Raw genomic sequence first — 12,464 nt, forward strand, 5'->3', positions numbered from 1 at the left:
GCTCGCTAGCCTGACTCCCACTGTGCTCCATCCTGGGCGCACTGTGGCCGGAGGAACCCGATGAAGCTGCCCCGTTCGGTATCCGGATGGACTGTCGCCGTGTTCGGGGCGATGGCCCTGCTGCTGGGCGCGGTCGGCCTGGCTCAGCCCGATGTCCTGCTCGTACTGCTCGGCTTCGACACGCTGCCCACCGGGGAGCGGGCGGCCGGCGACTACACCCGTACCTTCATGACGGCGTCGTCGATGGCCTCGTTCAACATGGGCGTCTACTACCTGTTGGCGTCGGTCACCGACTGGCGACCGTTCTTCCTGTTCTCGGTGATCTTCCGGCTGGTCACCACGGTGGTCTTCACCGTGGTCGTAGTCGCCGAGGTGGCTCCGGTGCGGTTCGTCGGGGTGGCCGCCTGGGAAGGGCTGGGCGCGGTGGTGACCGGGGTGGCGTTGCTGACCGAACGTCGCCGCCGGGTCGGCGTACCGTCGCCCGGCACCGGCCGGTCGGCTGGCGACGGCTGACCCGGGGGCCCGGGGTCGCCCCGGCTGTCCGGGGTCTTGGGTACCGTTTACCGTGTGAACGACAGACTGCCGAGCGCGCTGCCGTTCCCCACAGTGCCTGGACTGTCAGATTTGTCAGTCTTCGCCAGAGGCGGCTACGCCACCGTCTATCGCGCGGTCCAGGAGTCGGTCGGCCGGGAGGTCGCCGTCAAGGTGGAGAACCGGGCTCTGGACAACGAGCGGGACCAGCGCCGGTTCATGCGGGAGGCGCGTGCCGCCGGGCGGATGTCGTCCCATCCGCACGTGGTGGACCTCTTCGACGTCGGCGTCACCGGGGATCTCCATCCGTACCTGATCATGGAGATGTGCGACGGCTCGTACGCCGACCGGATGCGCACCTCCCCGCTGGACGCCTTCGAGGCCCGTGACGTCGGGGTCAAGATCGCGGACGCGCTCGCCGACGCCCACCATCTCGGCGTCCTGCACCGCGACGTCAAACCGGCCAACATCCTCTACTCCCGGTTCAACGAGCCGGCCCTGGCCGACTTCGGCCTGGCCGTGCTGGTCGAGCACCGCGACGCCTCGGTCACCCTGGAGGTGCTGACCCCGGCGTACGCGCCACCCGAGTCGTTCCAGCACCGTCCGCCGTCGGCCGCCGCCGACGTCTACGCGCTCTGCGCCACCCTGTACGCCATCATGCGCGGCAAGCCGCCACGCTGGGACGACGAGCGCAACCCGAGCCTGGTGGCTCTCCTGGAGATGTTCGACCGGCCGCTGCCGGACCTGCCCGGGGTCAACCCGGCGCTGACCGATGTACTACGCCAGGGAATGGCGAACGATCCCGCTGCCCGGCCTCCGGCGGTCGTGCTGCGGGACATGCTGGCGGCGGTACCGCTCGGTCAGCACTGGAGCCCGGCTGCCCCGCACCGGCCGCCGTTTTCAATCGCCCCGGTCTCCGGTGGGCCACCGTCCGGGTCGAGCAGCTGGGCCGACCCGACGACCCCGGTGCCGTCCCGGCCGGAACGCAACCCGTCCTGGAGCGTTCCGGTGCCACCTCCGCCGGAGCCGGGCCAGGTGCCCGGGCAACGACCCGGCCCGCCCGGCCCGCCGCCGTCGGCTGCCGGCCCGTCGTCCGGCCCGTCGTCCGGCCGAACGGGTACCTCGCCCGACAACGCTGTCCGTTCCTGGCTGCGGACCCTCGCCGGCGGGCTCGGCCTGCTGGTGCTGCTCGCGATGACCAGCCTGGGCACCTGGATCGTCGCCAAGGGCTCCGGTCCCACCACGTTTCCCCCGATCACCGGAGCCGACCAGCGGACGACCGGTGCGGTGGCCAGTGAGAGCCCTGCCAGCGACCCCACCAGCGGCGGTCCGGCGGGCGCGGTGCTGCCGAACTGCCACCTGACGCTGCGACCGGAGCTGCGCTGTCCGGACGATCTTGAATGCTTCAACGGCCGGGTATCGAACTCTCCGCGTACCCTGACCGCGACCGCCTGCACCGGCCGGCACACCTGGGAGATGTTCGCGGTCGGTGAGCTGCCGACCCGGTTGCGGGCTGCCGACCATGCCACGATCCGGTCCGACCCGGCCATCGCCGAGGCCTGCGGGGCGGAGAGCTTCCGGCTGTTCACCCTGCGGATGGACGCCCACGACTGGCAGTACGCGGTGCTGCTGCCGGATCCGGCGGACCTCGCCGCCGGCGACCACCGGTACCAGTGCCTGGCGGGCAAGGGGCCCGGCCAACTGTTCGGCCCGACCCTGGCCGCCCGGTAACCGACATCCGGCGCAAGTCCGGGCTGTCCGACTTTCCACCCGGGGCGTCCGTTTCGTTGATTCGCGGGCGGTATCTCGTATTTTCCGGACGGTCCGACCCTGCCGCAGTGGTTCGTGCTCTGCGGCTGGACGCTGGCCGGCTGCCTGCTGGCACTGCTGACCCGCAACCGTCCGTCGGCCCGTACCCGGTCGACGACCCCGCCGAGTACGGAGATCGCCTGATCCGGCCCGTTACGAAGATCCGCTGAAGCCCTCAGTACGAAGATCACCGGATCCGGCGCGGCGCAACTCGGCGGTGCCGGGTATTGCCGGGAACCACTACATTGAGCGGAGCCGGCAATGTGGACGGCTGCCCGACACGCAATCGATCCTGACTGTCGCAGTCGTGAGGTTGCCATGACTGATAGATCCACCAAGTCACGCACGTACGTCGACCACCGTACCCGGCAGACTATGACCACGCTGGCGGTTGCCGCGACCTTGGTGCTGGTCGCCCTCGTCGCCTGTGAGGACAACCAGCCGCCGGACCGGCCGACCGTGCGGGATCTCCGGGAGGCCTCGACCATCAGCGACCAGACCGAGCTGCGCATCGGCGTCAATATCGACATTCCGCTGATGTCGTATCGGCGCAACAACTCCTACCACGGTTTCGACATCGAGATAGCCCGCTACATCGCCGACTCACTCGGCTTCGGCGACCAGAGCATCACGTGGGTGCCGCTGGACACCGAGGACCGGATCGAGAAGCTGCGCAGCGGCGAGGTCGACATCGTGGTGGCCAGCTTCTCCATCACCGAGGAACGGGAGAAGCGGGTCGGGTTCGCCGGCCCGTACCTGATCACCACACCCGAGGTGCTGGTCGCCACCGAGTTCGTCGACGAGATCACCACGATCACCGATCTGAACGACGAGGAGTACACCGTCTGCGTCGCCGGTGGCTCCACCACCGAGGCAATGCTCAGGGAACGGGGGATCCCGCACCAGCAGGCCGACAATCCGGCCGCCTGCCGGGACGGCGTCCTGGCCGGCGACTTCCATGCGATGGTCTCCGACGAGACGATCCTCGCCGGACTCCGTTCGGAGAACCCCGACGAACTCGCCATCGTCGACATGCCGTTCGGCGTCGAGGAGGAGTTGGGCATCGGGGTGCCGGTCGAGGACGAGAACCTTCGCGACCTGGTCAGCTACTTCCTGGACAAGAGCTATCAACGGGACCAACGGGACGAAGCGAACGCCTGGGAGACGGCGTACAACAACCATCTGGGGCGGTGGCTCGGCGAGGCCAGCCAGCCCCGACCGGACGGCGCGCCCGACCTCGTCGACCACGACGACAAGAACCGGCGGTGACCGCCGCCGAGCGCCCGGTCGACGAGGCGGACCGGCGGAACCGGGCGGCGCAGCAGTTCTGGAGCGTGGTGGTCGGCGCTCCGGCGATCATTTCGGTGCTCCGGCTGGTCGTCGAGGCCGGCGGCGAGCTCCAGACCACCCTGCTGCTGGCCGCCAACGTCAACCCGGTGAACCTGGTCGCCGCCTTCGTCAGCACGGCGAGCCGGGTGGTCTCCGGTGCGATGATGGCCCTGTTCGCGATCAGCGCGGTGCTGACCGTCAGCGTCAACAACGACCAGCGGCGGTGGGCGCGACGACGACCGCCGTTGCTGGTCCGCTGGATGCGGGTGGTGCCCGTCTGGTTCCTGATCGTCACCCTGCTGGTCGCCGTCGTGACCTGGAAGATCCTCTATCTGCCGCTGCTGCTGCCGGCGATCGCGGCCACCGCCCAGCTGCGCACCCGTACGGCGGACGAACGCGGCACGGCCGGGGACCCGCCGGACGGTGGCCGGACGAACCGGCTGACCCTGTTCGTCCTGCTGCTGATCGGCTACTACGGCCTGCTGGCGCCGACCCTGGCCGAGGCGGCGGTCACCGGTGAGTGGTTCGTGGCGCTGATCCTGGGCGCTCCACCGCTACTGGCTCTCGTCGTGACCGGCCCGGTGCTGCCCGGCACGGTGCACCTGCTGGTCGCGACCGGCCAGCTCACCGTCATGATCGCGCTGGCTTGGACGTCGTACTCGGTGGCCACCGCACCGGTGCTGCCCAGTACGGTGACCACCGTCGCGGTGTCGGGCGGGGAGACCGAGCACATCCGGGGCAGCGTGATCGCGGTCGACGACGCGAGCGTGGCCATCCTGCAGGAACAGGGCGGTGTCCGGTACGTGCCGACCGACGACGTGGAGGCGCAGGTGCTCTGCCCGAGCGAGGCGGACCTGCCGCGCTACCGCCTCTGGGTGCACGGGTTCCACGTCGAGGACTCGCTGCTGCAGGCGTTGGGGCGGGAGGTCCGACCGGTCACCCCGGTGGACGCGGTCTGCCGGGCGACCGCCTCGGTGAGGTGAGCCAACCGTTGCCCCGTCCGGGGCGGATCTGCCGCAGGTCCCCGGGCAGATCCGCCGCCGGGTCACACCCGGGCGCGCCTGGCGAGCCGCTCGGGGTCGAGGATGATGATGCTCTTGCCGTCGAGCCGCAGCCAGCCCCGGGAGGCGAAGTCGGCCAGCGCCTTGTTGACCGTCTCCCGGGAGGCCCCGACCAGCTGGGCGATCTCCTCCTGGGTGAGATCGTGGGTCACCCGCAGCACCCCGCCGTCGCGGGTGCCGAACCGGCCGGCCATCTGCAGCAGATTCTTGGCTACCCGCCCCGGTACATCGGTGAAGATCAGGTCGGCGAGGGCGTCGTTGGTCCGGCGCAGCCGTCGGGCAAGCACCCGCAGCAGCTGCTCGGCGATCTCCGGCCGATTGTTCAGCCAGGGCCGCAGCGCCTGCTTGCGCAGCCGGGCGAGGCGGGTGTCGGTGACGGCGGTCGCGGTGGCGGTACGCGGCCCGGGGTCGAAGAGCGACAGCTCGCCGACCATGTCCGACGGGCCCATCACGGCGATCAGGTTCTGCCGTCCGTCTGCGGCCCGCCGGCCGACCTTGATCTTGCCGGTGAGCACGATGTACAGGCTGTCACCCGGCTCACCCTCGTTGAAGACGACCTCGCCCTTGCGGGCGTCGATCGTCTCCATCTCCTTGGCGAGTGCCTCCGCGGCCTCCGGGTCCACGCCCTGGAAGATCCCGCTACGAGCCAGCACCTCGTCCATCGCGCACCTCCGCCTGCGCGGCGTCCGTTCCCCGGCACCCCAGCCGTGACCAGCCGCGCGCAGTCAGTCTAGGTGCACTCCGCCCCTGGCCGGATGCGCACCCTCCGAATCTTGATCCAGGAGCGTAACCCAACAGGGTGGATCCGTCGTTAATATGCGGCACCGTGCACGCCGACCGGTCAGCGCCGTGCGACCGGCGGACGCCGTATCGTCGACCGGTGTCTCCCGATGTCGCCCGCCCATGGTTCACCACCCGCACCGAGGACGGCCGGACCCTGCCGTACGCCTGCTGGGCGCTCACCGAGCCGCTGCTGACCATCAGCTCCGCTCCGCTCGGCGGCGGGATCGGACTGCGCTGGTGGGTGATCAACGCGACCGTGCCGATGTCGTACCGCCGCGACGACCCCGACACCCACCTCGTCGGTCTGGCCGAGCAAGCCGACCTGCGCGGACCCGGCGTCGGCCTGCTAACCGGGGTGGACGTGCGTCGGATGGTGACCCGCGACGAGGCCGGCGTGCAGGTGTGGGCGACCGTCGGGCTCGGCACCCCGGTGCTGGCCGCCGCACCCAGGACCGCCGGGCCACCGCCGGAGCAGGTCGGGACGATCAACATCGTCGCAGCGCTTCCGGTACGGCTCGGTGAGGCCGCCCTGGTGAACGCGGTCGCCACCATCACCGAGGCGAAGACCCAGGCGCTGGTCGAGCTCGGACTGCGGGCCACCGGCACAGCGACCGACGCGGTGGTGGTGCTCTGCCCGCCCGACGGGCCGGAGCAGCGGTACGGCGGTCCACGGTCGACCTGGGGCGGGCGGCTCGCCCGGGTAGCGCACGCGGCGGTACGTGGTGGCACCGCCCAGCGTGGTGGCACCGCCCAGGGTGGTGGCACTGCCCAGGGCGGTGGCGCGCCGGACCCGCAAGGACGGCAAATCGGACACGGGGACAAACCAGCCGGACGGTTGTCGTCGCCGGAGACTCCCGGCCGGTAGGGTCACGCCAGTGAGTGACGCCCAGCGTGCCGCCCGGGGGCGCCGGCGGCAGGAGCCCGCCGCAGGCCGACCCGTTCTGTCGATCGTCGTGCTGACCGCCGTTCTGCTCGGTGCCGTGCTGGTCGGCATCGTCGCGCTCGGTGGGATCAACCGGTCCGGATCCGAACCGCAGTGGCAGTCCGCTGCGTCGCCGACCGCCACCGCGTCGCCGGAGCCGCAGGAGATCTCGATGTCGGCTACCGGTGACATCGTGCTCGGCAACGCCCCCGACCGCCTGCCGCCCGACGGCGGTGCCGGCTTCTTCGACTCGGTTTCCGAGGCACTCGCCGCCGACCTGGTGATGGGCAACCTGGAGGAGCCGCTGACGGTCGACACCGGGACTGGCAAGTGCGCCCCGGACGCCACCCAGTGCCACCAGTTCCGGGCCCCACCCGAGTACGCGGCCCACCTGCGTGACGCCGGGTTCATGCTGCTCAACCAGGCCAACAACCACGGGTACGACTACGGCGAGGCCGGATACCGCAACACCCAGCAGACGCTGGAGGAGCACGGTCTGCGGCACACCGGCGCGCTCGATCAGATCACCGTGCTGGACGTCGAGGGGGTCAGCGTCGCGGTGGCCGGCTTCTCCTCGTATTCTCCGCCGAACAACAGCCTGATCAACCTGGACGCCGCGGCGGAGGTGGTCCGGCGCGCCGACGAGCAGGCCGACCTGGTCGTCGTGCAGGTCCACATGGGTGCCGAGGGAGCGGAGATGACCCGGGTCACCCCGGGCACGGAGCTGTTCGCCGGAGAGAACCGCGGTGATCCGATGGCCTTCGGGCGGGCGATGATCGACGCCGGGGCGGACCTGATCGTCGGCCACGGCCCGCACGTGCTGCGCGGCATGGAGTTCTACCAGGGCCGGCTGATCGCGTACAGCCTCGGGAACTTCGCCGGTGGCGGCGGTACGCTGAACAACACCGGCCGGCTGGGCTGGGGCGGGGTGCTGAAGGTGACCCTCGACCCGGACGGCGACTGGGTCGACGGTGAGTTTGTCGCCACGTACATGAACGGCAACGGTCTGCCCGTTGTCGACGAGCAACGCCGAGGGCTCGACCTGGTCCGGGAGTTGAGCGGGTTGGACTTTCCGCAGACCGGCGCCGAGTTCGACGATGACGGCACCATCTCGCCACCGTCGGACTGACCCGCCGACGTAGGCTGGCCGGTGTGACACCGCCAGCCCCCCGAGCCGCGACCGCCCCGGCTGCGGCCACCGCAACTGCGGCCGCCGGGCCTGCGGCAGCCCGGGCCGTGCGTACCGAGACCGACCTGGGGCGTAAACGTCGTGCCCGGCGGATGGCGAGACTGCTGGCGCAGACCCATCCGGACGCGCACTGCGAGCTCGACCACGACGGCCCGCTGCAGTTGGCGGTCGCCACCATCTTGTCCGCGCAGTGCACCGACAAGCGGGTCAACGAGGTCACCCCGAAGCTGTTCGCCCGCTACCCGACGGCCGCCGACTACGCCGCCGCCGACCGGGCCGAGCTGGAGGAGCTGATCCGGCCGACCGGGTTCTTCCGCAACAAGGCCGGCTCGCTGATCCGGCTCGGCCAGGCATTGACCGAGCGGTACGCCGGCGCGGTACCGCGCCGGCTGCCGCAGCTGGTCGAGCTGCCCGGGATCGGCCGCAAGACCGCGAACGTCATCCTCGGCAACGCGTTCGACGTCCCTGGCATCACCGTCGACACGCATTTCCAACGGCTGGTCCGCCGCTGGGCGTGGACCGACGAGTCCGACCCGGTGAAGATCGAACACGCGGTCGGCGCGTTGATTGAGCGCCGGGACTGGACGATGCTGTCCCACCGGGTGATCTTCCACGGCCGACGGGTCTGCCACGCCCGTAAACCGGCCTGCGGCGCATGTGCGCTAGCCCCGCTGTGCCCGGCGTACGGCACCGGTCCGACCGCCGCTGCCGAGGCGGTGAAGCTGCTCAAGGGTCCCCGCGCGAGGGAGCTGGCCGAGCAGGCCGGAATACCCGCCGACCTGGTGCCGGCGGCGGCCGTCACCGCCGAGGTGCCATGAGCGCCGGCCGCCCGTCGGGGCCTGGCCGTCAGCCCGGGCGTCGCCGTCGGCCGGGGCTAGGTCGCCGGCTCAGGCCGGGGCCGTTGTTCGCCGCCGCCCTGATGCCGTTGCTGCTGGCGGCGTCCGGTTGCACCACCGGCCCGGGTGCCGGGACGGGCGACGCTGCCGGAGCGTCCGGACCGGTCCCGTTCGCCGACTGCGCCGGCCTGACCGCACCGCCCGCTGCGGCCGCCGCCGCGCCGCAACCGTCGACCGACGTCGGTACGCCGGGCGGCGGCACCCCGCTGCCCGACATCAGCCTGGCCTGCTTCGCCGACGGGACGGTCGTTGACATCGCGGCGGTACGCGGACCCGCCGTGATCAACTTCTGGGGCTCCTGGTGCCAGCCCTGCCGCAAGGAGTTGCCGGCGCTGCAACGCCTTGCCGACCGTACCGCCGGGCAGTTGCACCTGATCGGCGTCAACACCTACGACGACCGAGATCCCGCCGTCGCCGTCGCCGAGGATCTGGGGCTGCGGTTCCCGAGCCTGGTCGACCGGGAGCGGCAGCTGCTGCTGGCGGTCGAGCGGGTCGGCCTGCCACTGACCCTGTTCGTCGACGGAGACGGGGAGATCCGTCGGACGTACGAGGGTACGCTCGACGACGCCACGCTCGCCGACCTCGTCGAGCGCGAGTTGGGTCTGACGGTGGCCCCGTGACCCACCCACTGCCCTCCGAACCGTTGCCGGCCTGGTGGCAGCCGCTGCTCACCCGGGTGCGCTCCGCCCGTACCGCCGATTTCACCCGGGTGGCGACCCCGGCCCGGGGTGGTCGGCCAAGCGCGGTGCTGGTCCTGCTCGGCGAGCATCGGCCGGGTGAGCCCGACGTGCTGCTGCTGCAGCGGGCCGCGACCATGCGTAACCATGCCGGGCAGCCCGCGTTCCCGGGTGGCGCGGCCGACCCGGGCGACCGGGACGCGCGGGCGACCGCGTTACGGGAGGCCGAAGAAGAGGTCGGGCTGGATCCGGGCAGCGTCACCGTGCTCGCCCAACTGCCGCGGCTGTGGATACCGGTGAGTGGCTTCGTGGTCACCCCGGTGCTCGGCTGGTGGCATCGGCCACATCCGGTGCATCCCCGACAACCGGAAGAAGTGGCACATGTCACTCGATTGCCGGTTGATGAGCTGGTGGACCCGGACAACCGACTCCAGGTACGCCACCCGAGCGGCTGGGTGTCACCTGCGTTCCAGGTGCGCGGCATGCTCGTCTGGGGATTCACCGCCGGGGTGCTGTCCGCACTGCTGGACATGGCCGGTTGGGCCGGTGCCTGGCCGACCGGTCGGATCATTGACCTGCCGCCCGAGCCGTCGCCCGGTGGCGATCCGTCGGCCGCCGGTCTGCCCGACACGCTCGGTGACCGGGCCAGCGGCGATGCGGCAACTGTGGACGGCTCCGCCGGCCTGCCGGGCTGACCGCCGGCCGCCACGTCCGTCTGCGGCCGGGCCGCTCGCCCGGTGCCCGTAGTCTTGACGGGTGTCCGCCGTCGACGTCGTGCTGCTGCTGCTTATGTTGGTCTTCGCGATCAGCGGTTACCGCCAGGGGTTCCTGATCGGGGTGCTGTCCTTCGCCGGGTTCATCGGCGGCGCACTGGTCGGTCTGCAGCTCGGGCCGCTGCTGGCTGAACAGTTCGTCGACACTGTGGCCCGGGTCGTGGTGTCACTGGTCGCAGTGTTCGGCCTCGCCGTCCTCGGCCAGGCACTGGCCGGCTGGGCCGGCTCCCGGCTGCGGCACGCCATCACCAGCCCGGTGGGGCGCCGGGCCGACGACCTCGGCGGGGCGGCGATCTCGCTGGTGGCGGTGCTGCTCGTGGCCTGGCTCGTCGCGGTGCCGCTGGGCTCCTCCGCGATGCCCGGCCTGGCCGGGGCGGTACGCAACAGCGCCCTGCTCAACGGCATCGACCGGGTGATGCCACCGCAGGCGCAGGCGTTGTCCAACGCGCTGCGGGACACCGTCGACACCCGCGGCTTCCCGGACGTCTTCGGCGGGCTCACCCCGACCCGGGTCCGCGAGGTACCGGCCCCGGACCCGGCGCTGGCCGGTTCCGAGGTGGTGGCGAACGCCCAGCGGTCGGTGGTCAAGGTGCTCGGCTCCGCGCCCCGCTGCTCCCGCCGGATCGAAGGCTCCGGGTTCGTCTACGCCGAGGACCGGGTGATGACCAACGCGCACGTGGTCGCCGGTACGCAGACCGTGGCGGTGGAGGTTCTGGGCGAGCGGCACAACGGCCGAGTGGTGGTCTACGACCCGGAGCGGGACCTGGCGGTCATCTACGTGCCGAACCTGCCGGCTCCGGTGATGCCGTTCGCCGACCGTCCGGCCCCGTCCGGTGCCGACGCGATCGTGCTCGGCTTCCCGCTGGACGGGCCGTACGATGCGCAGTCCGCCCGGGTCCGCGACGTCGGACCGATTACCGGCCCGAACATCTACGATGACGGTGAGGTCCTCCGCGAGGTCTACACGATCCGTGCGTTGGTCCGGTCCGGCAATTCCGGTGGCCCGCTGGTCGCGGCCAACGGACTCGTGCTCGGGGTGATCTTCGCGGCGGCGGCGGACGACCCGAACACCGGATTCGCGGTCACCGCCGAGGAGGCGTCGTCGGTGGCGGTTCTGGGAGTACGGAGCACCCGCCGGACCGCCACCGGGGAGTGTGCCTGACGTCGCTGCGGGCAGCCACCGTCGTCATCCGCATCCGCCGGGCCAGCCAGCTGCCGACGACCGCCGTGACCAGCAGCAGACCGCTGCCGAGCAGCCCCTGGCCGCCGCCTTCACTGCGCTGTCCGCTGATCGGCCCGATCGCCCATCCGGCTCCTTGGTCGCCGGTGTCCTGACCGCCCATCCGGGTCGAGCCGCCGGCCAACGTCGGCGCTGCGGACTCCAGACCGGGAGCTGGGCCGAAGCCGACCACACCCGGAGTCCGGTTGTCGTCGAGCGGATTGCGCGGCACCTCGTCGACCCCGTCGGTCAGCGCGGCCACCGGATCGACCAGGCCGAAGCCGTAGCGATCGTCCCGGCCCGGCGCGCCCATGTCGCGGGCGGTCTCGATGAGCCGGGTGACCACCGTGCCTGCCGACATCTCCGGGAACCGGGACCGGATCAGTGCTGCTGTCGCGGCCACCAGCGGAGCGGCGAAGCTGGTGCCCTGCACCTGCCAGTAGCCGTCCGGTCGGGCGCCGACCAGCCCGGTGGCGGGTGCGGCGAGGACCGTCTCCGGCCCGGTGATCGAACCGGCCCACAGTTGCTCGCCACCCCGGTCCATCCCGGCGACGGCGACGACGCCTGGCTCCCGGGCTGGATACCAGACCCGCGACGTGCCGTTGGCCGAGATGTTGCCGGTGCAGGCGACCACCACGACGTCGCTGGCGAACGCGTAGTCCAGCGCGGCGGCCAGCGCCGGGCTGTCGCCGCTGCCGCCCAGCGACAGGTTGATCACCCGGGCCCCGTTGTCGACCGCCCAGCGGACCGCCTTGGCGACGACCAGCGCGTCGTCGTAGCGGTTCTCCTCGTCGAGCACCCGGACCGGCAGAATCCGGGCGTCCGGGGCGAGCCCGAGTACCCCGTCCTCGTCGTCGTCACGGCCGGCGATCAGCGCGGCGACGGTGGTGCCGTGCCCGACCGGGTCGGACCAGCCGTCACCGTCGTCGACGAAGTCGATCCCGGGTAGTACCTGGCCAGCGAGGTCGATGTGGCTGGCGTCCACCCCGGAATCGATCACCGCGACCGTGACCCCGGCGCCAGTGGCGTACTGCCAGGCGGTGGTCGCCGACAATTCCCGCAACTGCCACTGTTCGTCCCGGATCGGGTCGTACCGGGCGGGAAGCGCGGCGCTCGCCGCGGCAGCGGAGCCCGTGCCGGTGCGTACCGGCTCGGGCCCGGGCGGCGCGGCCGGGCCGCTGACTGCGGTCACCAGGACCAGCACCGCCCCGACGAGCCAACGGGCGGCGCTGCGTGGATGGCGCGGCAACGACGTCACAATCTGGCCTTCTCACC

Annotated in this window: 12 protein-coding genes; 10 read left to right on the top strand and 2 right to left on the bottom strand. The window is 71.6% G+C overall.

Annotated elements, in window-relative coordinates; genetic code table 11:
• Window positions 1-60 precede the first annotated feature (60 nt).
• The 4 genes from O7610_RS24615 (at window position 61) to O7610_RS24630 (ending at window position 4,652) form a co-directional block, all read left to right on the top strand.
• Window positions 61-513 carry a hypothetical protein gene (locus O7610_RS24615; RefSeq protein WP_289211975.1) on the top strand — a complete coding sequence of 151 codons (453 nt, stop codon included), beginning with the start codon at window positions 61-63 and terminating at the stop codon, window positions 511-513.
• Window positions 514-567: 54 nt separating this feature from the next.
• Window positions 568-2,262, top strand: a complete 1,695-nt coding sequence (locus O7610_RS24620; RefSeq protein ID WP_289211976.1) for a serine/threonine-protein kinase — start codon at window positions 568-570, stop codon at window positions 2,260-2,262.
• Between the two features lie 396 nt (window positions 2,263-2,658).
• Entirely contained in the window at window positions 2,659-3,609 is a 951-nt protein-coding gene (locus O7610_RS24625; RefSeq protein ID WP_281552782.1) for a transporter substrate-binding domain-containing protein, read from the top strand.
• Window positions 3,606-4,652 carry a hypothetical protein gene (locus tag O7610_RS24630; RefSeq protein ID WP_281552783.1) on the top strand — a complete coding sequence of 349 codons (1,047 nt, stop codon included), beginning with the start codon at window positions 3,606-3,608 and terminating at the stop codon, window positions 4,650-4,652. Before O7610_RS24625 ends, O7610_RS24630 begins: the two co-directional genes overlap by 4 nt.
• Window positions 4,653-4,714: 62 nt before the next feature.
• Here O7610_RS24630 and O7610_RS24635 read toward each other — a convergent pair whose 3' ends face one another.
• On the bottom strand, window positions 4,715-5,392 hold the full coding sequence (locus O7610_RS24635) for a Crp/Fnr family transcriptional regulator (RefSeq protein ID WP_281552784.1): 678 nt from the start codon (window positions 5,390-5,392) through the stop codon (window positions 4,715-4,717).
• A 218-nt stretch (window positions 5,393-5,610) separates the two neighbouring features.
• Between O7610_RS24635 and O7610_RS24640 the strand changes: the two genes are divergently transcribed.
• From O7610_RS24640 to O7610_RS24665, 6 genes are all read left to right on the top strand, one after another.
• Window positions 5,611-6,378, top strand: a complete 768-nt coding sequence (locus O7610_RS24640) for an adenosylcobinamide amidohydrolase (protein ID WP_289211977.1) — start codon at window positions 5,611-5,613, stop codon at window positions 6,376-6,378.
• A gap of 76 nt (window positions 6,379-6,454) precedes the next feature.
• The gene (locus O7610_RS24645; protein ID WP_475049370.1) at window positions 6,455-7,564 is read left to right on the top strand and encodes a CapA family protein; all 1,110 of its coding nucleotides are present in this window, start codon (window positions 6,455-6,457) and stop codon (window positions 7,562-7,564) included.
• A gap of 107 nt (window positions 7,565-7,671) precedes the next feature.
• Window positions 7,672-8,442, top strand: a complete 771-nt coding sequence (gene nth, locus O7610_RS24650) for an endonuclease III (RefSeq protein WP_289213682.1) — start codon at window positions 7,672-7,674, stop codon at window positions 8,440-8,442.
• An 83-nt stretch (window positions 8,443-8,525) separates the two neighbouring features.
• A complete protein-coding gene (locus tag O7610_RS24655; RefSeq protein WP_475049329.1) occupies window positions 8,526-9,140 on the top strand; it encodes a TlpA family protein disulfide reductase in 615 nt (204 codons plus the stop codon).
• A complete protein-coding gene (locus O7610_RS24660; RefSeq protein WP_475049327.1) occupies window positions 9,137-9,892 on the top strand; it encodes an NUDIX hydrolase in 756 nt (251 codons plus the stop codon). The genes O7610_RS24655 and O7610_RS24660 overlap by 4 nt, the downstream gene beginning before the upstream one ends.
• Window positions 9,893-9,953: 61 nt before the next feature.
• The gene (locus tag O7610_RS24665; protein WP_281552786.1) at window positions 9,954-11,132 is read left to right on the top strand and encodes a MarP family serine protease; all 1,179 of its coding nucleotides are present in this window, start codon (window positions 9,954-9,956) and stop codon (window positions 11,130-11,132) included.
• Here the strand turns inward: O7610_RS24665 and mycP are convergent.
• Window positions 11,053-12,447 carry a type VII secretion-associated serine protease mycosin gene (mycP, locus tag O7610_RS24670; RefSeq protein WP_289211978.1) on the bottom strand — a complete coding sequence of 465 codons (1,395 nt, stop codon included), beginning with the start codon at window positions 12,445-12,447 and terminating at the stop codon, window positions 11,053-11,055. The genes O7610_RS24665 and mycP overlap by 80 nt on opposite strands.
• Window positions 12,448-12,464: the final 17 nt, after the last annotated feature.

It is taken from the genome of Solwaraspora sp. WMMA2065 (genome assembly GCF_030345075.1).
Lineage (GTDB): Bacteria > Actinomycetota > Actinomycetes > Mycobacteriales > Micromonosporaceae > Micromonospora_E.